The organism is Planotetraspora kaengkrachanensis, assembly GCF_016862895.1.
In the GTDB taxonomy this organism is placed as follows: domain Bacteria; phylum Actinomycetota; class Actinomycetes; order Streptosporangiales; family Streptosporangiaceae; genus Planotetraspora; species Planotetraspora kaengkrachanensis.
This window is the reverse complement of the sequence record NZ_BONV01000002.1, coordinates 274814-297278: the sequence shown is the minus strand read 5'-3', so window position 1 is coordinate 297278 and position 22465 is coordinate 274814. Positions and strand designations below refer to the sequence as shown.

Genomic DNA, 22465 nt, shown 5'->3' with positions numbered 1-22465 from the left:
CGGTCAGCGCTCCTGGTGCGAATCCGCCCGGGTGGCGCTGCCGGGTCGGTGCAGGTAGCGCTCGAGTTCGTCGGCGGCCCGCAGATATCCACCCGCCTCGCGCTGGGCGACACGCAAGCCTTCCGCCGCGGCCAGGAAGCGTGGTTCGTCGAGCAGCCGCCGGGCGAGCGCGTTCACGCGTTCCGCGTCGGCGTCCTGGGTGCGGACCGACAGGCCGGCGCCGAGATCGACGACCCGCCGGGCCACCAGCGGCTGATCCGCGCCCTGCGGGACGACCACCATCGGAACCCCCGCGTGCAGGGCCTCGTTGGCGCTGTTCATCCCACCGTGAGTGACGAACAGCGCAGCACGGGCCAGCACCTCTGGTTGCGGCACGAACCGGCGGGCGATCACGTTGCCCGGCAGCGGACCCAGCGCGGCCGGATCAGTCTGTCCGGTGGAGATGATCACAGTGCCGCCCAGAGGCGCGAGCGCGGTGGCGAAGTCGCGCAACATCTGCGGGCCGGCGTTGAACACCGTGCCCAGCGAGGCGTACAGCACGGGGGCCCGCAGGCGATCGGCCGGGAACGACGGGTCGGGCGGACGAGCGCCGAGGCTGGGGCCGACGAACCGGTACGACTGATCGAATTCGTCGGCGCCGGGCTGGAACGCGCGCGAGGTGAAGACCAGGTTGAGCGGCTGACGCACGTTCAACAAGTCGAGCAGCGGCAACCCACGGGTGTCGTAGCGCCGGTACAACCCCCACCGCGAACGCAGATAACCCCGAACATCGCTGCGCCGGGTCGCCGCCGCTGCCAGCAGTTCCCATGAGGCGCGGCCGGGGCTGGGCACATGCCGGTTGAACGCGAACATGGTGAACAACGACGCCGCCGGCACGTCGAGCTCGCGGGCGGCGACCGCGCCCCAGGGGCAGGTGGAGTCGTGGACGATCAGGTCAGGCCGGATTTCCTGCAGATCAGAGAGCACAGCGGGCAGCAGGCCGACGGCGGTCCGCGCGAGCCCTTCGAGCAACGTGAGCGGCATCGGCGGATCGGGGAGGGACGGGTCGCCCCCCGGGTAGAGGCGCACGGTCGCACCGGTGGCCTCGATCTCCTTCGAGAACGCGGGCGAGGTGTGATACGTGACGGCGTGGCCACGGCGGACGAGTTCGGCCACGACCGGCAGCGTCGGGTTGATGTGCCCGTGCATGCCGATGTTGAGGAACGCGATGGTGCTCACCGGCCGACCCCCGACAAGGAGCCCGATACGGAGGCGGTCCGCACCTGGCCCGGACCGGCCGAGGTCGCAGAAGGACCATCGGCCCGGTACAGGCCTGGCCCGCTGATGCGCAGCTCGTCGAGAAACCGTCCCGCCGCGAGGGAGGCGGTATTGATCAGCCGCTGTGAATGGCCGAAGTCCCACGGGGCGGGCCAGTCCTCGATGCCGGTCGGCAGCACGACGGTCGGAATCCGCCGGGACACCTCGTGCAGGTCGCGCTCGATCTGATGGTGCCACAGCAGCAGCCGCGCCCTGGCGGCGACCGCGGCGGCCCGCCGGGGCGGGACGGCCGGGCGCAGCGGCCGGCTCTCCGGCCCGGTCACCAGCACCACCACGCTGGCCGCTCCTGACTGAAGGGCCGCCAGTACCGGGACGTAGGCGATCATCCCGCCGTCGACGAGCGTCCGGCCGTCCCGATTCACCGGGGGCAGGACCCCCGGAATGGCGGCGCTGGCCAGCAGCGCGGATTCGAGATCTCCGTGGTCGAGCAGCGCCTGGGCGCCGGTCGCCAGATCCATGGCGACCGCGGTGAAAGGTACCTTCAGCTGCTCGATCCGCGGCGGCAGCCCTGCCCGGGCGATCAGGGTGCGCAGGCCGCGATCGGAGCAGATACCGGCCCGCGAGGGCAGGTAGCCGAGCGGGAACACCTCACGGCGACGCACGTGCGTCCACACGCGATTCAGCCATGGTGCGGCCTCGCCCGGGTGGGCGGCCGCGACCGCTCCGTTGAGGGCGCCCACCGAGGTCCCGATGATCAGGTCCGGGACGAATCCTCGCTGTTCCAACGCGTGCCCGATTCCGACATGCGCGGCTCCAAGCACTCCTCCGCCCCCCACCACCACCGCCACGGGACGGGGAAGGGCGTGCAGGCCGGTCGATTTCCGGCGATATGTAACCCTCATGATCCCCCTCTCATCCGGGCGGATACTCGCGGCAGGTCGGCGAGGTCCTCCTCGGTGAGGGTGATCGACCGGGCCGTCAGGTTCTCCTCGAGGTGGGCCACCGAACCGGTGCCGGGGATGGCCAGGGTGACCGGGGACAGGGCCAGCAGCCAGGCCAGGGCGACCTGACGAGTGGTGGCGCCGTGCCGTCCGGCCACCTTGGCGAGGCCGGGGTCGTCGATGTCGGCCCTGCCCCCGCCGAGGGGGAAGAAGGGGACGAAGGCGATGCCGGATCGCGCGCAGGCGTCCAGGACGGCCGTCTCGTCGCGTTCGGCGATGTGGAAGTTGTTCTGGACGGCCGCGACAGGAGCGATCGTGCGCGCCTCCGCGAGATGGGCGGCGACGACGTTGCTGACGCCCAGGTGGCGGATCAGGCCCTCCTCACGCAGTGCGGCGAGCACCGCGAAGCGTTCGGCGAGCGACTCTCCGTGCGGGGCACCGGCCAGGCCGATGCGCAGATAGACCAGGTCGAGGCGGTCCAGGCCCAGGCTTTCCAGGTTGGCCTCGACCTGTGGCCGAAGTTCGGCGGCGGTGCCCTGGCGAGGGCCGTCCGGACCGAAGACCGGGCCGACCTTGGTGGCGATGACCAGGCCGCCCGGGTACGGGGACAGGGCTTCGCGGATCAGGGCGTTGGCGCCCGCCGAGCCGTCCTCGCCGCGGTAGAAGTGGGCGGTGTCGATGTGGGTGACACCGAGCTCGACGGCGCGGCGCAGGACGGCGCGTGCGGTCTCGGGGTCGCGGGCGGGTGCGCCCGGGCCGCCCCGGAGCAGGCGCATGGCGCCCAAGCCGAGCCGGTCGACCGTGAGGTCGCCACCGAGGCGGAACTGGTCGGTCATGTCTCTCCCTTGACGTGGTGCCTACGGGGCGTACCCCGGGCGCGGAACGGCCTCGTCACGCCGCGTGTGATCGCAGTACCGAACCCTCGACGAACGTGACCGTCTCCTCGAGCGGGGCCCGGCCCGTACGGGCGCAACCCACCGTGACGTCCTCGAACCCGATCGACATGCCGCAGAAGAGGATGAGTCCTTCCGGCGGCGACAGGATCTCCGCGACGGTTCTGCGATACACCGACCACGCCATCTGCGGGCAACTGTGCAGCCCTTCAGCGCGGAGCAACAGCATGACGGTCTGCAGATACATGCCGACGTCGGCCCATTGGGGCCGGCCCAGTTCGCGGTCGATGTAGCAGAACAGGGCGGCGGGCGCACCGAAACAGTCCCAGTTCGCAGCGGCGGCCCGCTGGCGCGCCGCCCAGTCCTCGCGCGCGATTCCGAGTTCTCCGTAGCGTTCCCTGCCGAAGGCGAATCGGCGCTCGCGGTAGGGGGACTTCAGCGCGGGCGGGTACGTCTCGTACTCCCGCTCGTCCCCGGGGGCGCCCGCGGCCACGCGCTCGAGGGCGCGCTTCTTGAGCTCGGCCAGCGGCGCACCGGTCAGCACATAGGCGTGCCACGGCTGCAGGTTCGACCCGGACGGCGACCACGCCGCGGCGGACAGCACACGCTCCAGCACCTCCCTCGGGACATGCCGGTCGGTGAATCCCCGCACCGCCCGCCGGCTCGTGACTGCCTCATAGACGTCCAAGATCACCTACCTCCTCATCCCTCCATGCGCGGATACTGTCATGTTTATGACGGTATCACTCATAATAGTATCATCCAATACTTTTTAGTGGGCGTGGCGAGCCTCACACCGTCGCGAGGAGGACGGTTCGTACGGGATCGGGAATGAACGTCGGCGTCGTCCGAGCGGGACGGCCGTCGTGAAGCGGCCCGGGAGGGGGTGCGCCCAGGCGCCCGGCGTGCGGCGGGTTTAGACCTCGCCGTCCGGCGGCGCGGCCGGCCTTACGCCTCGGTGCCCGGGGGATAGGCGAACCGGGTCAGGAGATCCCTCAGTTGCTCGGCCTCGCCGGGCCCCAGTTGGGCGACCAGACTCTCAGCGAGCGGTTCCGCCGCCACGTGGGCGGTGTCGAAGAGCTCGACGCCCGCAGGTGTGATCTCCACGGACTTCACCCGCCGGTCTCCCGGAACGCTCTTGCGTACGGCCAGCCCCATGCGCTCGAGATCGTCCACGACGCGCATGATTCCCGCCTTGTCCGATCCCGTCGCCGTCGCCAAGTCCCGCTGTACCGTGGCTCCGCGGTCGATCAGCACGAGCAGCACGGCGAAATGCCGCAACTCGATGCCGAGCGGCCGAAGCGCCTCCGTCATCACCGTGGCCGCGCGCCAGTGTGCCTGGCGCAGCAGCAGGCCGAGAGCGAAAGGCGAGGTGTCCCCAGGGCGGTCGGTCGCACGCGAAGCGGCGGTTCCGTGGGGGGTGTCAGAGGTCATAGAGACCATACTACCCATGATGCTAACGTTTGATACGGTATCATTTGAAATTATTTCACCCGGATGACGACGGACGGGGAGAACGCCGTCGATCTTTCCGCTGGAGCGCCGACGGACAGCGCCGGGCGGCTCGCCGCCGACCGCGAGGGCGCGGCGGCAGCTCGGTTCGAAGCACCGCGTCGGCTCCGTCACCTGCCGATGCGACCTGGTATCGGCGATGACCGCCTGAGGGGGCAGCTGAAATGAACGTGTTCGCCGAAGCGACGGACACAGGACGGAAGCCGGACCCGATCCAGCTCCTGCGCGCGCAACTCGCCGCGATCAACGTCAGCGACCTGAGCACCCGCATCCCGCAACCGCCGGGCTCCGGCGAGATCGCCCAACTGACGCGCATCATCAACCACACGCTCGGACGTCTGGAGCAGGCCAAAGCCTCGACCGAACACGCGCTGCAGCGGCAACGCCAGTTCGCCGCCGACGCCTCCCACGAGCTGCGCACCCCGCTGGCCGGGTTGCGCGTGCGTCTGGAGGAGGCCCAGATGCATCCCCGCGACATCGACCTGCCCGACCTGATCGGGCACGCGCTGGAGGACCTGGATCGGGTTCAGGGCATCATGACCGACCTGCTCCTGCTCGCCCGGCTGGGCGCCGCCGCACCCCAGGCCATTCAGCGCGTCGACCTGACCGACCTGATCCGCACCGAGATCGGCCGGCGCGCCGATCGCCACCCGGTGGCCCTGAATCTGGCCGACCTCGTCGTCGTCGACGCCGTGCCGGGACAGATCGCAAGGGTGCTGACCAACCTGCTGGACAACGCGCAGCGGCACGCCGCCAGCCAGGTACGGATACGGCTCCGCCGCTTGGTGACGCACGCCGAGCTGGTGGTGAGCGACGACGGCGACGGCGTGCCCCCGGCCGACCGAGAGCGGATCTTCCAGCGGTTCGTCCGCCTCGACGCCGCCCGCAGTCGCGACCGCGGAGGCACCGGCCTCGGCCTGGCCATCGCCCGGGACATCGCCACCGCCCACGACGGCACCCTGCACGTCCACCAGGCCGCGATCGGCGGGGCCGGCTTCATCCTGCGCCTGCCGCTGAGCGCCCCCGCCGCCTGACGACCCGGGCCGATTCGCGGTTCCGCGAGACCGGTATGGAACATTCCACGGGCATGCCGACAAGGTGCGGCTTCGGACGACATCTGACAGGAAAGATTGACGAATCGTCCGAACTGGGTGCGGTTTGTGGTGTTCTGTCGGTAACGTTGCGGCGAACCGAAAAGGGCCCCACCCCCGAGGGTCCTCTCACAAGGAGGTGGTTATGCGACACTTTTTCGGCTTCCTCGTCGGTGTGGTCGTCGCGGCGGTTCTGCTTGCCGGAGGCGGCTGGGCCGCCCAGGAACTGGTTCGGGGAGTCTCACAACACCTCGACCCGGCCACGGACACGCGGATGCTGATCGCCGTCGGCGTGATGGTCGTGACCGGCGTGCTCCTCGGGCTGGTGCTGGCTCTGCGCACGTCGCCGATGGCGACGTTGGTCCCGGCGCTGGCGCTGCTGGCCTGGACCGTGGTGTACGTCCTCGACGCCTCGACGGCCACCGGCCTGGTTCCCACCGGCTCCGCCTTCCAGGCGGAACTCGTGCTGGCAGGCAAGGGCATGACCACGCTGCTGTCCAGCGGCGTGTACGGCCTGCTCGGCGTGGCCCTGTTCATCCCCGTCCTCATGCCGTCCCGCTGGGCGGCCCCTCTGGACGAGGACGACGAGGACGAGTTGGAGGAGGAGAAGAAGGACGAGACGGTCAGCTTCTGGGACAAGGTCGACGTCCCAGTGGTGAGCGCGCCCAAGTAACGCGGGAAGTTGGGCGCGTACAGAACCGGCACGCGTCCTCCCGCATCAGCCCGGCGGGCGCCGCGCGGGACGGGGCCGACAGCGGGCCTACGACCACGGAAAGCGCGGTCCCGCCGGGGTCGGCGATCGCCGGCACCCGGCTCAGTCATGGGACGCCATCGCGAGCAACGCGCCAGGGCCGTCGGGGGAGAGCAGAACGTCCTGGACCGCGTGCGTGGCGGCGACCTCCTCCTCCATCCGGGTGAGCATCGACGTCTCGTACGCGCCGATCGCCGCGTCCACGTCGACGTGCTCGGCGGACGTGAGGGCGGTGACGAGCTCGAGGGCGTCGACGAGCCCCATGTTGACGCCCTGCCCGGTGAACGGGGGCATCACATGCGCCGCGTCGCCGATCAGGGTGAGCCCGCCGCGCCGCAGCCAGCGCTGCCGTACGGGAACGGTGTAGAGAGGCCACCAGACGAACTCGCTCTCCACCTCGTCGAGGATGCCGCGCATCCGCGGCGACCACTCCTGGAACTCGCGGTCCAGTTCGGCGCGGATGAAGCCGGGTTCCCTGAGCGTGCTCCCGGCCGTCCGGCTCGGATCCTGGTCGCGGCGCTGGGCGAAGTAGACGCGGATCGAGCCGTCGCCGTTCCGCTGGCACAGGAACGCCTTGCCGTACCCGAGGACGAGCCCGGCGCCCTCGCCGACGATCTCGGCGGCGTACGAGCCGGGCAGCGGACGGGCGATCTCGCCGGCGATGAACGTGACCCCCGTGTACGCCGGAGCCTCGTCGGTGACCACCGGGCGGGTCCTGGAGTTGATGCCGTCGGCGCCGATCACCAGGTCGGCCTCGACCGTGTCCCCGTCGTCGAGGGCGAGCCCCCACTGGTTGCCGGCCCTGGCGACCGAGGTGACCTTGCGGCCCCACTCGACGGTCCCGCCGGGAAGCGAGTCGAGCAGCAGGGAGCGCAGTTCGAGCCGGTCGATCTCGGGCCGGGTCTCGTCCTCGTCGGACTCGTCGGTGGTCAGCAGCACAGTGCCCTCGGTGTCGAAGTAGGCGGTGTGCTGCCCCTGGGGGCGGGCGAGGCGCTCGAATTCGGCCGTCAACCCGGCGGCGGAGAGCACGCGCAGTCCGGTGTTCACGCCGAGGTCGAGCGAGCCGCCCTGGGTCCGGGCGAGGCGGTCGGTGTCCCGCTCGAGCACACGGGCGCCCACTCCTGCCAAGTGAAGTAGCCGGGCGGTTGCGAGCCCGGCGGGGCCTGCGCCGATGATGACGATCTCCAGCTGGCCGAGAGCCTGTGTCGTGGGCATGACGCGTTCCTTTCTGTGGGGATGTCGGTGGGGATGTCCGCGGGATGCGGAGCTTGTGAGCTGGGGCTCAGTACTCGGGGACCTCGACCTTGCCTTCGGCGATCTCGATCATCGCGTCAGACAGCGGCTTCTCCCGCATGACGAGGGCGAGGACGAAGGAGACGGCCATGAAGGGGGTGGACCAGAAGAACACCGACTGGAACGCGTCCGTGGTCGAGGCGAGGCTGGGGTGGGCGCCCAGGCCTTCGGCGAGAAGGGCGCCGAAGACGGCCGCGCCGAACGCCCCGCCGATGCTCTTGAAGAAGTTCAGCGCGCCGGTCGCGGTGCCCAGGTGCCGGTGCTCGACGGCGTTCTGCCCGGCCAGCAACGCGACCTGGATCATGAACCCCATTCCCGCACCGGCGAGGGTCAGGGGCACGATGACCGCCCACGCCGGGGTGTCCTGGCCCGCGAATCCGACCGCCCACATCGACAGGCCGGTAAGCGCGGACCCGGCCACAGGGAAGAGCTTGTAGCGGCCCGTCCTCGTGATGATCGGCCCGGCGATCGCCGTGGCGACGACGAGGCCGGCGAGCATGGGGATCAGGAACAGCCCCGCCGCGAACGCGGAGCGGCCTTGCACGGTCTGCAGGAACAGAGGGACGTACAGCATGGCGACGAACAGGACCAGGGACGCGAACGCGAACTGAATCGAGGAGATCGTGAAGACGCTCGATCGGAACAGGGTGAGCGGAGTGATCGGTTCGGCAGCCCGGCGTTCGACGAGGATGTAGACGACGAGGCCCGCGACGGCGACGCCGGCCAGAGCGATCACCATCGGAGAGTCCCAGGCGTATCGGACGCCGCCGAGCGTGGCGAGCAGCAGGGCCGCCGTCGTCACGACCGTGGCGAGCAGTCCGCCCGTGACGTCGACCCGACCGCGCCGGTCGCCGAGCCTGGGCAGGTGCACGCGGAGCGCGACCATCACGACCGCGAGCACGCCGATCGGGACGTTGATGTAGAAGATCCAGCGCCAGGAGATCGTGTCCGCGAACAGACCCCCCAGGAACGGCCCAGCGATCAGGGCGAGCGTCGCGACGATCCCGGTGTAGGCCTGGTAGCGGGACCGTTGCCGGGCGGGCACGATGTCGCCGACGATCGCCATCACGAGCGAGTTCAGGCCTCCGCCGCCGATGCCCTGGAAGCCGCGGAAGACGATCAGCCAGGCCATGTCGCCCGAGACGGCCGCCAGGATCGAGCCGACCAGGAAGATCACGATCGACAGCTGGAAGATCCGCTTTCGGCCGAACATGTCGCCGAGCTTGCCGAAGAGCAGGGTCGTCACCGCGCTGGTGAGCAGGTAGGCGGACGCAACCCAGGCGATCTGGTCGGCGCCGCCCAGGTCCGCGCCGATGGTCGGCAGGGCGGTCGCGACGATCGTCTGATCCAGGTTCGAGATGAACAGGACGAGCGTCAGGGGGACCAGGATCACCATGATCGCGCGGTGGGTGAGTGGTGGTTGTCGCATGGTCGACGTCACGGTCGACCTCCTTCGATAGGTGAATGCCTAGGAAAGGTAAGTCACTCACCTATTCATGTCAACTCGCTGTATGTTCGCTATGGCTGATTAAGGAAACTGACTGTGAAAAGTGAGTTAGAGTGTGCGCATGGCCGCCGACATGAAGTCCCCGCTGCGGGAACGCAAGAAGGCACTCACCCGTCAGGCGCTGATCGACGCCGCCGAGAGGTTGTTCGAGGAGCGCGGCTTCGACGCGGTGACCGTGGCGGAGATCGCGGACGCCGCCAACGTGTCCGTGAAGACGCTGTTCGTCTACTTCCGGTCCAAGGAGGACCTCGCCTTCGCCGACACGCGGCTGATCGAGGCCGTGCTCGCGGGCCTGGCCGGGCGTCCGGCGGGAACGGCGGCGGCCGGCGTGGTCGCGGGCGTGCTGATCGCGACGCTCGACGGCGATGAGGCCGATCGGGGCCTGGAGGGGTTTCACCGCGCCTACGGCGAATCGGCGGCGCTCCGGTCGGGCCTGTTGCGGATGTGGGCCGACTTCGAGGACGGGATCACCGTCGAACTCGCCCGTGAAGCGGGCACCGAGACGACGCCTCACCTGCGCATGCACGCGATCCAGCTCGTCGGGATCATCCGGTTGGCGACCTCTTCTGAGGCCCGCGCGGCGGTCGCGGGACTGAGCCCGTCTGAGGCGGCCGCGCGCGTGCGGTCGATGCTCGACGAGGCCGCGTCCGCGGTCGCCCGTGCGTTTCCCGCCTGACCGCGCGCACCGGCCTCACGAGAAGGAGTTCGAGCTGTCGTGCCTCTCGCCACGGTTCCGGGCCTGCTGCACGGCTTCGGCAAAGGAGGCGGGCGCCCCTGTTTGCGGGCGTCGGGACTCCGTGCATGTCCCGCTCATATCCGGACGTGGAACGTCCGCAATGCCGTCTACGGTGGCGCCCATGACCGACGACGACACTCCGTGGGAACCGCCTCTTGCGGGCACCGAGATCGAGCACCTCATCGGGGCGCTCGACCGCCTGCGCACGACCTTCCTCTGGAAGGCCGACGGCCTTGACGCGGCCGGCCTGCAGGCCCGCGTCGGCGCCTCCTCGCTGACCATCGGCGGCCTGCTCAAGCATCTCGCCCTGGTGGAGGACTACACCTTCATGACCAAGCTGACCGGGAAGTCGATCGGCGCGGAGTGGGAGGCGCACGACGGCAGTGAAGGTTGGGAGTTCGTCTCCGCCGCCGATGACACCCCCGAACAGCTGTACGCGCTCTGGGACGGCGCCGTCGAACGCTCCCGCGCCAGGCTCGAAGCGGCCTTGGCCGAGGGCGGACTCGACGGGCTCGCCCACGTGTCCTCGTCCGACGGCCGCCGTGCCAGCCTGCGCCGGCTCGTCTGTGACCTGATCGAGGAGTACGGCCGGCACACCGGGCACGCCGACCTGCTCCGTGAGGCCGTGGACGGGCGGGTCGGTGAGGATCCTCCGGCCGGATGGCGCCCGATGCACAGCCGATCATCTGCCTGAGCACCTGACCGCCGTACCCGGCGAACGAGGCGTCGTGGGTGGTCCCCCGTGCCGGACCACCCACATGTGCATACGGGGCCTGCTGCGGCGACGTCCTCAGTCGCCGCCGTCGAGGCTCAGCCGGTCGAGTGCCTTCTCCGGGGTGGTGGAGGCGAGGTGGTGGCGTAGCCGTTCGCCCTCGACGTCGAGGTTGGGCAGCGCCCGGTCCAGAGGGCGGGGCAGCCACCAGGCGGCGCGGCCGAACATGGACGTCACCGCGGGGACGAGGGCCATCCGGACCACGAAGGCGTCGATGAGCACCCCGATGGCCAGCGCGAAGCCCATCGACTTGATGATCGCGTTGTCCATGAACACGAACCCGCCGAAAACGGCCGTCATGATCAGAGCGGCGGCGGTGACGACACGGGCGTTGTGCCCCATGCCGTTGATCACTGCCTGGCGGGGGGTGTCGCCGCGCACATGGTCTTCGCGCATCCGTGAGACCAGGAAGACCTGGTAGTCCATGGCCAGCCCGAACAAGATGCCGACCAGCAGGATCGGCAGGAAGCTGACCAGCGGCCCCGGCACGTCGACGCCGAACAGGTTCGCCAGACGTCCCTGCTGGAAGATCGCCACGGTTATGCCGAAGGTCGAGCCGACGGTGAGCAGGAACCCCAGCGCCGCCTTGACCGGTATCAGGATCGAACGGAAGACCAGCATCAGCAGCAGCACCGACAGGCCCACGACCAGCAGCAGGTAGACCGGCATGGCCTCGGCGAGCTTCGCTGAGATGTCGATGCCCACCGCGGTCGCGCCGGTCACGGCTATCTCCGCGGTCGTGATGGCGGCGACCTTGGTGCGGATGGCGTGGACGGCGTCTTCGGTGGCCGCGTCGGTCGGCCCGGTCTTCGGGATGATGGTGAGCAATGCCGTGGTACCGGCGGCGTTGGTCCGCGGTGGCGCCACGGCCAGTACGCCGCCGGTTCCCTGGATCAGTTGGGCGGCCTGCCCGGCGGCTGCGGCCGTTGCCTGAGGGTCGGCGGCCGTGACGACGGCGACAAGACGGGCGTTGAAGCCTTCGCCGAATCCTTCACTGGTCAGGTCGTATGCCTCGCGCGCCGGTGAGCCGGGTGCGGCGGTGCTCGCGTCCGGCAGGGCCAGCCGCAGGTCCTTCGCGGGGAGCGCCAGCGCGCCCAGTCCGAGGATCCCGGCCAGCAGGATCGGCACGCGCAGCCGGGTGACGACCCGCCCCCAGGTGTACCCGAAGCCGTCGCCGCCCGTGCTCGCGCTCTGGCCGGTGCGTTGCCTGCGCGGCAGGGCGCGAGCGCCGGCATAGGACAGGAAGGCGGGCAGCAGCGTGAGGGCGACGACCACGGCGACGGCCACGGTGCCGGCGGCGGCCAGGCCCATGACGCTCAGGAAGGGGATGCCGACGACCGACAGGCCGGCGAGCGCGATCACCACGGTGGCGCCGGCGAACACGACCGCGGATCCGGCGGTGCCGGTCGCCCGGCCCGCCGCCTCTTCGCGGTCCATGCCCTCGGCCAGGAACTGGCGGTAGCGGGAGGTGATGAACAGCGAGTAGTCGATGCCGACGGCCATGCCCAGCATCAGCGCCAGCACCGGCGTGACGGAGGTCAGGTCGATGACACCGCTGAGCGCGAACAGGCCGGCCATGCCGGTCCCGACGCCGATGAGCGCGTTGAGCAGGGTCATGCCGGCGGCCACCAGCGAGCCGAAGGTGAGGACCAGCACCACCGCGGCGATCAGGACGCCGATCCCTTCCGAGCCTCCGACCTCGGGCGTGCTGGTCATGACGTCGCCGCCGTGCTCCACCCGCAGCCCCGCGGCGGAGGAGCCGGCCTTCAGGTACGCCTCACGCTGCGCGTCGGTGATGTCCTGGACGTCCCGGTCGAACTGGACCTGGACCAGGGCGTAGCGGCCGTCGGGGGAGACCGCGCCGGCCCGGAACGGGTCCAGGGCCGCGATGACGCCGGGGACGGCGGACGCCTCCCTGACCACCGGCGCGACCCCGGCGGCGTCCAGTTTCCGCCCCTGTGCGGCGGCGATGACGATCGTGCCGGTGGCCCCGCTGGCCTGGGGGAACTCTCTGGACAGCGCGTCCAGCGCACGCTGCGACTCGGTGCCGGGCATGGTGAACTCGTCGCTGGACGGACCGTGGAAGACGGCGGCGGCCAGGCCCAGAAGCGCGAGCAGCAGCAGCCACGCGGTGGCCACGCGTCCGCGCCTGCGGAAGGAGAAGCGGCCCAGCCGGTACAGCAGGGTTGCCATGAGCGGGGGGTCTCTTTTCGGAAGATCGACAGGGTCAGTCGGTACCGCGGCCCAGCGTGCGCAGTGCGCCGCGGGTCAGCTCCGCGCGCAGTGCGGAGTCGGGGAGCGCGTGTTCGGCGGCGCTCGTCAGGAAGATCCCCACCATCGCCATCCACGCCCAGACCCGGGCCTGCGGGGTTGGCGAACGGCCGGTCAGCGCGTCGACCAGTCGTTCGGTGAGGGCGTACACGTCCGGCAGTTCCGGACGGTTGATCAGGGAGTCGACGTCCTGCACGAGTATCTTGACCTGCCGCCGGAAGTGCAGGGACAGATCCACGAGCCCGGCCACGGCCGCCCGTGCGGCGTCCTTGCCGTCCAGCCCGGCGAGTCTCTCCTCGAGTTCGGCCATCTCCCTTCCTGCGGGGGTGAGCAACTCCGTCAAGATCGCGTCCTTGTTGGTGAAGTGGTACAGCAGGGACGCCTTGGAGCAGCCCGCGTCCGACGCGATGTCCTGCAAGGACGTCCCGCGGAAGCCGTGCGCCGCGAACAGTCGCGCGGCCGACTCGAGGATTTCCGCGTGCAGGGCGGTCGCGGAGCGTGTCACGGCAGAACCCTATCTGACCGATCGGACAGTTCTGACCGATCGGCCAGATAATCCTGGACCTCCAGCTCGGGCGCCGTCGCCCGGGCGGCTCGACGCGGTGTCGTGCGTGGCGCCGCGTGGTGCCAGGTCGGCGGCCTCTTACCCTGCTTTCGTGTCCTCTTCGTCACTTTCTGTTCCCTCAGGGCTCTTGTGTTAGAGACTGACCGAAATTGGCGAAGAGTCTTGTTTTTTCGGCCCTTTAGTGATCAAGATGGCTGGGCCGTTCGGTATCGGGAGGGGGCGGTCAGTGGTGAGGGAACGGGAACGGGCACCCGCCGGCCTACGCGTACGACAGCCGCACTCCGCGACTCTGATCGGGCCCGCGGTCCCGCGCACGGCGCACCGCAGCCCGGACGCCCGCGTTCCTCGTGCACGACGAGGTCCCGCCGGTGGTGTCCGGCGGTACCGGACCTCCGCCCTCCATGGACTCGGCATCACCGGGCTCGCCCGCGGTGCCGCAGGAAATCCCCTCCCACTGCGATGAAAGGAACCCCATGATTCGCAAGCTCCGCTTCGGCCGCAGGCTCGCGGCGGTCACGGTCGCGGCGGCGAGCGTCGCCGCCACGGTCGCGTTCGCGCCGGCCGCCGGCGCCCAGACCGCCCCCGCGACCCCGCCCATCGCCTATGTGGACGTGTCCGTGGCGACCGTCTGGACCAGCCCTGACAGCCCGCGTCCGATCGACGCCCCCGCGCTGACCGACCCGGTGGACCCCGAGAAGTGGCTCGCCGGCATGACGGTGGACGACAAGCGGGGCCTGACGAGCGGCAACCTGACCCAGACGCAGGTCCTCTACGGCCGTCCCGTCTACGTGGTGGCCCAGCAGGGCGACTGGGCCGAGGTGGCGGTGCCGGGCCAGGCCACGCCGAAGAACTCCCTGGGTTACCCGGGCTGGGTGCCGAAGGCGCAGCTCACCAGCAGCCCCGGTTACGCCGCTGTGGCCGAGAACCGTCCCTTCGCGCTGGTGAACCGGGCCCCGGCCACGTGGCTCTACAACGACCTCGGGCGGCGGTCGAAGGCGCTGAAGATCAGCGCGAACACCCGGCTGCCGGAGCTCGCCCGCGTCGGCGACTCCGTCCTCGTCTTCACCCCGGGCGACGGCGCGAAGTGGCTCGCCGCCGGTGACGTCACCGTGTACGACTCGGAATCGGACATCCCCCGCCCGACCGGTGCGGACCTGGTGAACTACGCGAAGAAGTTCCTCAACGTGCCGTACCTGTGGGCGGGCCGGGCCGGGTTCGGCTTCGACTGCTCCGGCTTCACCTCCACCGTGTACGAGGCCAACGGCATCTCCATCCCGCGCGACTCCGGCCCCCAGGCGACCTTCGGCGGCGGCACCAAGGTGGACCGGGCCGACCTGCAAGCCGGCGACCTGATCTTCTACGCCCGCAACAACGGCACCGGCTCGATCTACCACGTGGCCATGTACATCGGGGACCAGCAGATGATCGAGGCGTACGACGCCGCGACCCCGGTCCGGATCACTCCAGTGCGCTTCAACAGCGACTACTGGGGCGCGGTTCGGTACCTCACCTCGGGCAACTGACGGTTCGCGCCCACGGCGACCTCGCCGTGGGCGCGGCCTCTGAGTGCTCGCACAGAGCGCGAAGGCGAACCGATGACCTTGCTGGTGCACCTCACCGCGGCCAAGAACATCCGTTCCGTGCGACGGGTTGGGATTCGTGCGGAAAGTCACGGGCGCGGCGGCGGGACCGGCGTCTACTGCGTGCCGGTGACGCCCTCCTACCAGATGACCTACCAGTGGGGGCGCGAGCTGCGGCGCGGCGGTCAGCGCACCTTCGTCGCCGTGCACTTCCGCATCCCGGACGACGAGATGGTGTGGGTCGGGCACTACAACTCTGTTCCGATTCAACTTGCCGGCGCGGAGGCCGCAGCTCTGGTGGCAGGGCGGGAGGATGCCCGCGGATACGAGTTGTTCGTCCCCCGGCCCATTCATGTCAGGGAGATCCACCGGGTTCGGCGAGTGAACCGGGTGACCGGATGGCGCTACATGCCGGACGCGCACGGCAGACCTCCATGCGGATGCCCGGTGTGCATTCCTCCGGGACAGTACGGCGGCGCCAAGATCCGCAAAGCCTACGAGGATTCCTTCAACAGTTAGGTCGTCACGTGTCGGTCCGACGCTGGGATGATCATGGACATGTCGCCGGACTGGTCACACCTCGAGCATGCCCATGGTGCCGCAGCCGACCTCCCGCTGGAACGTAGCTTGGGATCATGCTCGGCGAAATCCTCGGCGGCCTGCTCAGCAGTCTCCTTGGCTGGGCTCCACGTCGGTGGGGAATGCCTCGCGCCAGAGTGCATGCCGATGGCTCGGTGACCGTTCCCGGCCTGATCCATGGTTTCACCTCGATCGACAGTCACCACGGCTGGATCGGCGGCTACCTGACGATCTCGGATCAGCAGGTGGTTCACACCATCGACAGGGACGTCAAGGTCCTGCGCAGGACTGTCCCACGGGCAGGGGCCACCGTCGAGATCCAGTCGGCACACGGTGCGGACTGGGTCGTCATCGGTCTCGTCACGCCAGACGGGCGGCACTTCAAGATCAGCTTTGACCGCATGCACGACCAGGCCCTCGCGCAGTTTTCCTGACGTGCCCATCGTGCGGGCGGCCCCGGGGGGACGGGGGCCATGGCACAGCCCGGGGTCGAGCCCGTCTGACCCGACGAACATCACGGCCTACGTCACCTCTTCCGCCAGGGTTCATCGCATGCCCGTGGTGGCGTCACACAGGCTTCTTGGTTGATCTTTTTAATCGGGTGCGCGCCTTGATCGAACTGGGCGTAGCGGGGGCGTCGCCTCCGTTGCATCTCTTCACCCGAGGTTCCAATGAAATTGATGGTCTTGAACCATCGGCGTACGAGGACACTGCTGCCGGCGCTCGCCGTCGCGGTCACGATGGTGGTCGCACCTGCCGCCGCTTACGCGGACAGCGGTCAGCCCGCGCCGGTCACCGGCGGAATCCCCCTGATCAACACGGCCGAGAAGATCGGCCCCGGGATCGACCTGCGGCACGTGAAGGCCCTCGACCAGAAGGGCTGGTACGACGCGCAGTTCCTGACCGTGGACCTGTCGAACGGCGCGGTCGGCACGGACCTGCTGACCTCCGGACCGGTCGCGTCCGGCGGGCCGCTCAGTGAGGCCGCCAACAAGGCCGGCGCGGTCGCGGGCGTCAACGGCGAGTTCTTCGACATCGGCAACTCCAACGCGGCGCTCGGTGGCGAGATCCAGAACGGGCAGCTCGTCAAGACCGCCGACATCGGCGGCCGCCCGCACGTCGGCGTCAGCGAGGACGGCATCGCGCAGCTCGTGGACCTCACGGTCGACGCATCCGCGAACTTCGCGGGCGCGGACCACAAGGTTCTGACGATCAACGCCGCCAACGGCGGGGGAGTGCCCGCGGACGGCCTGATCGCGTTCACCTCCGCGTGGGGCGACTACAGCCGCAACCGCGGCCTGACGAACGTGGCCAACGACCAGATCGCCGAGGTGCTGGTCGAGAGCGGCTCGGTCGTGTCGGTCACGCCGAACGGCCCCGCCGGCTCGGGGACGATCCCCGGCGACGGATTCGTGCTCGTCGGGCGTGGAGCGGCGGCGGCCGCGATCCGGGCGCTGCAGCCCGGCGACCCGGTGAAGCTCAGCTACGCGCTCGCCGACACCGCTGCCAAGACGATGAAGTTCGCGCTCGGCAACGGCGGCACCATCGTCTCCGGCGGCAAGGTCGTCGACGGCCTCGACCCCTCGATCGCCCCGCGCACCGCGCTCGGCTTCAAGGACGGCGGCCACACGCTCGTGCTCGCCACCTGGGACGGCCCGGGCGGCACCGGCAAGGGCGGCGTCGGAATCGACAAGGAGGCGCGCGACCTGGCCGCGATGGGCGTGCAGACCGCGGTCAACCTCGACGGCGGCGGCTCGACCACGATGGTCGCCCGCGCGCTCGGCGAGGACGCCGCGACCGTCCGCAACGTCCCGTCCGACGGCCACGAGCGCAACGACCCGAACGGCGTGGGGGTGTTCGTCGCGAAGGGCGACGGCAGGCTGCACGACCTTCTCGTCAAGCCCGCGCCGGGCGCGGCCTCGGCCGACGGCGGCGTGAAGGTCTTCCCGGGGCTGCACCGCGCGTTCGTCGCGGCAGGCGTGGACAACCACCAGGCGCCGGTGAAGGTCGACCAGAAGTCCGTGCGGTGGTCCGCGCACGGAGCGACCGTCAAGAACGGCACGATCGCGGTCCCGGCCAAGGAGCACGGCGCGATCACGGTCGAGGCGAAGGTGGGACACGAGACGGCGAAGGAGAAGGTCACCGTCCTCGGCCCGGTCGACGGTGTCGAGCTGTCGTCCCAGCGCCTGTCGATCGCCGACGCGACGCCCGACCACGCGGTCACCGTCGCCGTGACCGGCCGCGACGGCCAGGGCTACTCGGCCCCGATCGACCCGCGTGACCTCACGCTCGACTACGACCACGGCGTCGTCGACATCCAGCCCGTCGACGGCAAGCTGAAGATCACCCCGCTTACCGCCGCGGGCACGATCCTCACGGTCTCGGTCGGCGGCAAGTCGGCTCAGCTTCCGATCACGGTCGGCGTCCAGACCAGGACGGTCTACGACTTCGACGACGACGTGCTCGCCCGCTGGCGCAACAACAGCACCGCGGCCACGACGTTCTCGGCGGACCCCGACGGTCTGCGGATCGACTTCAACGCGATGCGCAACGTCGGCATCACGGCGGCGTCGTCGGCGCAGCGCGTTCCGGTGCCCGGCCAGCCGCTGCGCCTGCGGGTGCGGATCAAGTCGAGCATCAGCGTGCCGAACGGCCTGACCTACATGGCCTACTACGACGCGAACGGCAAGAGCGGCGGTGTCTACGGCACCGCCCTGGCCCCGAGCGCCGACTGGCAGTACGCGACGTTCACGCTGCCCGCGAACACGGCGTTCCCGATCTCGTTCTCGGGCTTCCAGGGCATCAACACGAGCGTCGCCCAGCAGAAGGCCGGCACGTTCGTCCTGGACCGCGTCGAGGCGGACGTCCCGACGTCGATCGACCTGCCCGCGCAGCCCGGCCTGCGGGCCGACCCGCTCGTCTCCGGCGACGGCTCGCTGCTCGATGGCCACGACACGTGGCAGTTCGCCACGCTGTCGGACGTGCAGTTCACGGCCGACAACCCGGCGCTGACCCAGGTCGCGACGGCCGCCATCCAGCGGATCCGCAAGACCAGGCCGGACCTGCTCGTGCTCAACGGCGACATCACCGACCGCGGCCTGCCGCAGGACCTCGCGCTGGCCCGCCAGGTGCTCACCGACGCCGGCTGCGACCTCATCCCGGTCGGCCAGGAGCCGGGCGAGAACAGCACGCCGAACCCGAACACCGGCAAGATCCCCTGCTACTACGTGCCGGGCAACCACGAGTCGTACGGCCTCAACAACACCCAGTCCGACCTGACGAACTTCACCAACGAGTTCGGCCGGCCGTACCGGACGTTCGACCACAAGGGCACCCGGTTCATCCTTCTCGCCAGCTCCCTCGGGTCGCTGCGCGGGTCGGCGTGGGACCAGCTCCCGATGATGCAGAAGGCGCTCGCCGACGCCGAGAAGGACAAGTCGGTGCACAATGTCCTGGTGTTCGCCCACCATCCCGTGGACGACCCCGCCGAGACGAAGTCCAGCCAGCTCGGCGACCGCGACGAGGCCGCGCTCATCGAGAACATGCTCACGGACTTCCGCGACTCCTCGGGCAAGGGCGCCGCGATGGTCGGGTCCCACGCCCAGATCGCCGACGTCCACCGGCTCGAGGGCGTCCCGTACATGGTGTTGCCGTCGTCGGGCAAGGACCCGTACGGCACGCCGGACCGCGGCGGCTTCACCGGGTGGGTCGACTGGTCCGTCGACGCGCGGCGGGACGCCGACCAGCAGTGGCTCGAGGCCGACGTGCGCGCCTTCGCGCAGTCCATCACGCTCGACACCCCGGCTTCGATCGAGGTGGGCAAGGCGGCGCAGCTCTCGGGCAGCATCGTGCAGCCGCAGGGCGTGTCGGCGGGCACGCGGGTGGTGCCGCTGCGCTACCCGATGTCGGTTCACTGGAGCGGCTCGTCCAACCTGGCGATCGGCAGCGGGAAGGACGCCGTCGACAAGGCCCGCAAGTCACACAAGATCGTCGCGATCTTCGACCCGCTGACCCGTACGCTCACCGCGCTGCACCGTGGCTCGGTGACCGTGTCGGTGACGAACGACTCGATGCGTGCCTACACCGACGACAGCTCGCTCGCGCCGGTCACGACCTCGAAGACCATCGAGGTCGTGCCGTCCGCGGGCGGCGGAAAGTGACCGCGACCGACAGCGGCATACGGCCGCCGCGGATCCGCTCCCGGGCGGACTGACGGGCGAGACGGCCTGACTGAGGGCGAGCACCGGCTCCGGTGCTCGCCCTCAGCGCTGTCTCCCGGCTTGTCGTCGTCCTCTGGTGTGCGGCGGCGTGACGCCGTGCGCGGTTCGACTCCGTTCCGGCGCGGGGCGCCGTACGTGAAAAGGTGGCCGCCGGTTCAGCGAGCGGGCGGTGAAGCTCATCACGTTGATCGGGGAACTTAGATATGCCTAACCTAAGTTGCTTTCTAACTCCCTGACCTGATTTCCGAGGTGAGCTGTGCTTTTAGCGACCGTGGCGGCGGTTCCACCGCCCCCGACGCCGCTGGGTCCCTTCTCCGACTCCGCCGTGGCGTGGACGACGTGGATCACGTTGATGGGGTTCGTCGGTTTGACCGCGCTTGCGCTTTTCGCCGCGGGGCCGGCGGCCCGGCGGGTCGACTCCGACGCGCTCGCCCCCGTCACCGTACGACTGGCGCGAGCCGCGGTCGTCCTCGGAGTGTTGGTGGTTCCCGCCGTGCTGACCGACCTCGCGCACGGAGCGTCGAAGTCCGTCGGATATGACTACGCCGCGGCCTGGAACTCGCTTTATGACGGAAGCGGCGCCGGACTGCTGTCCGGGCTGGAGGTCACCCTCGCGTTGGCGGGCGCCGCGGTGGTCGCCCCACTCACGTTCCGGGCGCCGGCCGGCAGCCGGGCGAGGTCGTGGCTGCTCGGCGTCGGCCTTGCCGCGGGAGCGGTGTCGCTCGGCATGACCAAGTTCCCGGCCAAGGCGCCCGACGACTGGGGCCGGACCGCCTTCGAGACCCTGATCTGGATGGTGCACCTGCTCGGTGGCGCGGCCTGGATAGGCGGGCTGGCCGGACTGCTGCTGCTCGCCCTGTCCGGCGCAGCCCCGAAGGCGGCACAGGGCGCCTTCTGGTCGGCGGTCATCCGCAGGTTCTCCGCGCTCGCGATGAGCTGTGTGGCGGCGATCATGCTGTCCGGCCTGTTCCTGTACTGGGAGCACGTCGACGGCCCCAAGCAGCTGTTCACCACGATGTACGGCCAGGTGCTGGGCGTGAAGATCCTCATCTTCGGCACCATGCTGCTGCTCGGCGTGTTCAACCAGTTCTGGCTTCACCCCCGCATCGACGCCCTGCGCGCGGGCGGTGACCGGACAAGCCTGCGGACCATCCTCCTCCGGCGGTTCCCCGCCCTGCTGGCGGTGGAACTGCTGCTCGGCATGACGGTTCTGTTCGTCGCGCCCTTCCTGCACGGCTCGGCCCGCAACCAGGCGTTCCAGGCCGAGGCGGCCGAGCACGCCACGTCCGCGACGGTGGAGCTGCCGAAGATACCGGCGAAGGAGGTCAGCGCGTCCACCTGGACCTGGGGCACCGCCGAGACCGTCGCCGTAATCGTCGTCATGATCGCCGGCCACCGCGTGTCGGGGCGCATCGCCCGCAGCCGGACCGCGTCGGCCGCCGTCACGATGAGCAGGGAACCCGACGACCTCGTCGGAGCGTAGACGCACCGGTGACCAGGGGCTCGCCGTGCCGGCGGGCCCCTTCGGTCCGACGCCCCCTGCGCGGCAGCCGTTCAGTCTTGGGGGATCTGCGCGGCGATGGCGTTGTAGAAGGTGTCGATGTTCTGCACGGCCTGGGTGAATTCGTCGAAGTCGGCCGGCTTTATCACGTAGGCGTTGGCGTGACGCCGGTACGCGTCGGAGATGTCCTCGGGGGCGGAGGAGGTGGTGAGCACCACGACGGGGATGACGCGCAGCCGGTCGTCGGTCTTCAGGATGCTCAAGAGCTCGGCGCCGCCCATGCGGGGCATGTTCAGGTCCAGCATGATCAGGTCCGGGTGCCGCTCGGCGGACCGCAGGTGTTCCAGCGCGGCCAGCCCGTCGGGAGCTCGCACGATCGAGCGGAGCCGGCCTTCGGCGGTGAGCGCCTCCTCGATCAGTAACTGATCTCCAGGGTCGTCTTCGACCACCAGCACGTCGTAGGGCTTCCCGTCCTGCGCGGGCATTCCTGATCGCCCTCCTTCGAACGGCAGGCTCGTCGCGTCATGGAATATCCTCGGGACGAGTAACGTACGTATGCGGTTACGCGAAATCTTATTCGCCAATGACGTTCGTAGACTAGCCCCACCAAGGAAGTCGCCCGAACAGCGAGGTGGTCGGTGAAGGCCCCAGGAGAAACCGAAGATCGCAAGCCATGGACCTTCCTGACCAACCATGCGCGTGTGCTGATCTCCATCGCGCGCCTGTCCGACATCCGGATCCGCGACATCGCCGACGAGATCGGCATCACCGAACGCGCCGCCCAGCTCATCATCGCCGACCTGGAGGAAGCCGGATACCTCACCCGGTCGCGGGTGGGCCGCCGCAACGCCTACTCCATCGATCCCGGCCGGCCGTTCCGCCATCCTGCCGAAGCGGACCACGACGTACGGGCGCTGATCGCCATATTCGCCGGCAACGAAGTCGGCACCGCAGCGGGTGAGGCAGGCAAGCCCACGTCCTGATCGTGGAAGCGTG

General features: G+C 69.8%; 20 protein-coding genes. 10 read left to right on the top strand and 10 right to left on the bottom strand.

Features of this window, described 5'->3' with window-relative positions; translation table 11 throughout:
• Positions 1-3: 3 nt before the first annotated feature.
• From Pka01_RS04170 to Pka01_RS04150, 5 genes are all read right to left on the bottom strand, one after another.
• On the bottom strand, positions 4-1218 hold the full coding sequence (locus Pka01_RS04170) for a macrolide family glycosyltransferase (protein WP_203881208.1): 1215 nt from the start codon (positions 1216-1218) through the stop codon (positions 4-6).
• On the bottom strand, positions 1215-2159 hold the full coding sequence (locus Pka01_RS04165) for a patatin-like phospholipase family protein (protein WP_203881207.1): 945 nt from the start codon (positions 2157-2159) through the stop codon (positions 1215-1217). Before Pka01_RS04165 ends, Pka01_RS04170 begins: the two co-directional genes overlap by 4 nt.
• On the bottom strand, positions 2156-3034 hold the full coding sequence (locus Pka01_RS04160) for an oxidoreductase (RefSeq protein WP_203881206.1): 879 nt from the start codon (positions 3032-3034) through the stop codon (positions 2156-2158). Before Pka01_RS04160 ends, Pka01_RS04165 begins: the two co-directional genes overlap by 4 nt.
• 55 nt (positions 3035-3089) lie before the next feature.
• The gene (locus tag Pka01_RS04155; protein WP_203881205.1) at positions 3090-3779 is read right to left on the bottom strand and encodes a nitroreductase; all 690 of its coding nucleotides are present in this window, start codon (positions 3777-3779) and stop codon (positions 3090-3092) included.
• Between the two features lie 260 nt (positions 3780-4039).
• Complete coding sequence (locus Pka01_RS04150) at positions 4040-4525, bottom strand: MarR family winged helix-turn-helix transcriptional regulator (RefSeq protein WP_203881204.1); 486 nt, start codon at positions 4523-4525, stop codon at positions 4040-4042.
• Positions 4526-4767: 242 nt separating this feature from the next.
• Between Pka01_RS04150 and Pka01_RS04145 the strand changes: the two genes are divergently transcribed.
• Both Pka01_RS04145 and Pka01_RS04140 read left to right on the top strand, forming a co-directional pair.
• Entirely contained in the window at positions 4768-5637 is an 870-nt protein-coding gene (locus Pka01_RS04145) for a sensor histidine kinase (protein ID WP_203881203.1), read from the top strand.
• 202 nt (positions 5638-5839) lie between these two features.
• Positions 5840-6367, top strand: a complete 528-nt coding sequence (locus Pka01_RS04140; protein ID WP_203881202.1) for a hypothetical protein — start codon at positions 5840-5842, stop codon at positions 6365-6367.
• 141 nt (positions 6368-6508) lie between these two features.
• On the opposite strand, the gene Pka01_RS04135 is transcribed toward Pka01_RS04140, so the two are convergent.
• Complete coding sequence (locus Pka01_RS04135) at positions 6509-7660, bottom strand: FAD-dependent oxidoreductase (protein WP_203881201.1); 1152 nt, start codon at positions 7658-7660, stop codon at positions 6509-6511.
• Between the two features lie 67 nt (positions 7661-7727).
• Positions 7728-9179 carry an MDR family MFS transporter gene (locus Pka01_RS04130; RefSeq protein WP_203881200.1) on the bottom strand — a complete coding sequence of 484 codons (1452 nt, stop codon included), beginning with the start codon at positions 9177-9179 and terminating at the stop codon, positions 7728-7730.
• Positions 9180-9306: 127 nt separating this feature from the next.
• On the opposite strand from Pka01_RS04130, the gene Pka01_RS04125 reads away from it, so the two are divergent.
• Entirely contained in the window at positions 9307-9921 is a 615-nt protein-coding gene (locus Pka01_RS04125) for a TetR/AcrR family transcriptional regulator (protein ID WP_203881199.1), read from the top strand.
• 181 nt (positions 9922-10102) lie between these two features.
• A complete protein-coding gene (locus Pka01_RS04120; RefSeq protein WP_203881198.1) occupies positions 10103-10675 on the top strand; it encodes a mycothiol transferase in 573 nt (190 codons plus the stop codon).
• A gap of 96 nt (positions 10676-10771) precedes the next feature.
• On the opposite strand, the gene Pka01_RS04115 is transcribed toward Pka01_RS04120, so the two are convergent.
• Entirely contained in the window at positions 10772-12946 is a 2175-nt protein-coding gene (locus Pka01_RS04115; protein WP_203881197.1) for an MMPL family transporter, read from the bottom strand.
• 34 nt (positions 12947-12980) lie between these two features.
• The gene (locus tag Pka01_RS04110; protein ID WP_203881196.1) at positions 12981-13529 is read right to left on the bottom strand and encodes a TetR/AcrR family transcriptional regulator; all 549 of its coding nucleotides are present in this window, start codon (positions 13527-13529) and stop codon (positions 12981-12983) included.
• Positions 13530-14062: 533 nt separating this feature from the next.
• Here Pka01_RS04110 and Pka01_RS04105 point away from each other — a divergent pair.
• From Pka01_RS04105 to Pka01_RS04085, 5 genes are all read left to right on the top strand, one after another.
• Positions 14063-15112, top strand: coding sequence for a C40 family peptidase (locus tag Pka01_RS04105; RefSeq protein ID WP_203881195.1), 1050 nt, complete (start codon positions 14063-14065; stop codon positions 15110-15112).
• 72 nt (positions 15113-15184) lie between these two features.
• The gene (locus Pka01_RS04100) at positions 15185-15688 is read left to right on the top strand and encodes a hypothetical protein (RefSeq protein ID WP_203881194.1); all 504 of its coding nucleotides are present in this window, start codon (positions 15185-15187) and stop codon (positions 15686-15688) included.
• Between the two features lie 116 nt (positions 15689-15804).
• Entirely contained in the window at positions 15805-16182 is a 378-nt protein-coding gene (locus Pka01_RS04095; protein WP_203881193.1) for a hypothetical protein, read from the top strand.
• Positions 16183-16428: 246 nt separating this feature from the next.
• Complete coding sequence (locus tag Pka01_RS04090) at positions 16429-19908, top strand: phosphodiester glycosidase family protein (RefSeq protein WP_203881192.1); 3480 nt, start codon at positions 16429-16431, stop codon at positions 19906-19908.
• 316 nt (positions 19909-20224) lie between these two features.
• Entirely contained in the window at positions 20225-21451 is a 1227-nt protein-coding gene (locus Pka01_RS04085; RefSeq protein WP_203881191.1) for a CopD family protein, read from the top strand.
• A 71-nt stretch (positions 21452-21522) separates the two neighbouring features.
• Here the strand turns inward: Pka01_RS04085 and Pka01_RS04080 are convergent, their stop codons facing one another.
• Entirely contained in the window at positions 21523-21954 is a 432-nt protein-coding gene (locus tag Pka01_RS04080) for a response regulator (RefSeq protein ID WP_203881190.1), read from the bottom strand.
• Positions 21955-22170: 216 nt separating this feature from the next.
• Between Pka01_RS04080 and Pka01_RS04075 the strand changes: the two genes are divergently transcribed.
• Positions 22171-22452, top strand: coding sequence for a helix-turn-helix transcriptional regulator (locus tag Pka01_RS04075; protein ID WP_239114717.1), 282 nt, complete (start codon positions 22171-22173; stop codon positions 22450-22452).
• Positions 22453-22465 lie beyond the last annotated feature (13 nt).

Excerpts from the sequence above, each read along its gene's own strand:
- Pka01_RS04165 (WP_203881207.1), bottom strand. The coding sequence starts at position 2,159 with ATGAGGGTTACATATCGCCGGAAATCGACCGGCCTGCACGCCCTTCCC.
- Pka01_RS04160 (WP_203881206.1), bottom strand. The coding sequence starts at position 3,034 with ATGACCGACCAGTTCCGCCTCGGTGGCGACCTCACGGTCGACCGGCTC.
- Pka01_RS04150 (WP_203881204.1), bottom strand. The coding sequence starts at position 4,525 with ATGACCTCTGACACCCCCCACGGAACCGCCGCTTCGCGTGCGACCGAC.
- Pka01_RS04145 (WP_203881203.1), top strand. The coding sequence starts at position 4,768 with ATGAACGTGTTCGCCGAAGCGACGGACACAGGACGGAAGCCGGACCCG.
- Pka01_RS04140 (WP_203881202.1), top strand. The coding sequence starts at position 5,840 with ATGCGACACTTTTTCGGCTTCCTCGTCGGTGTGGTCGTCGCGGCGGTT.
- Pka01_RS04135 (WP_203881201.1), bottom strand. The coding sequence starts at position 7,660 with ATGCCCACGACACAGGCTCTCGGCCAGCTGGAGATCGTCATCATCGGC.
- Pka01_RS04125 (WP_203881199.1), top strand. The coding sequence starts at position 9,307 with ATGGCCGCCGACATGAAGTCCCCGCTGCGGGAACGCAAGAAGGCACTC.
- Pka01_RS04120 (WP_203881198.1), top strand. The coding sequence starts at position 10,103 with ATGACCGACGACGACACTCCGTGGGAACCGCCTCTTGCGGGCACCGAG.
- Pka01_RS04115 (WP_203881197.1), bottom strand. The coding sequence starts at position 12,946 with ATGGCAACCCTGCTGTACCGGCTGGGCCGCTTCTCCTTCCGCAGGCGC.
- Pka01_RS04105 (WP_203881195.1), top strand. The coding sequence starts at position 14,063 with ATGATTCGCAAGCTCCGCTTCGGCCGCAGGCTCGCGGCGGTCACGGTC.
- Pka01_RS04100 (WP_203881194.1), top strand. The coding sequence starts at position 15,185 with ATGACCTTGCTGGTGCACCTCACCGCGGCCAAGAACATCCGTTCCGTG.
- Pka01_RS04095 (WP_203881193.1), top strand. The coding sequence starts at position 15,805 with ATGCTCGGCGAAATCCTCGGCGGCCTGCTCAGCAGTCTCCTTGGCTGG.
- Pka01_RS04090 (WP_203881192.1), top strand. The coding sequence starts at position 16,429 with ATGGTCTTGAACCATCGGCGTACGAGGACACTGCTGCCGGCGCTCGCC.
- Pka01_RS04080 (WP_203881190.1), bottom strand. The coding sequence starts at position 21,954 with ATGCCCGCGCAGGACGGGAAGCCCTACGACGTGCTGGTGGTCGAAGAC.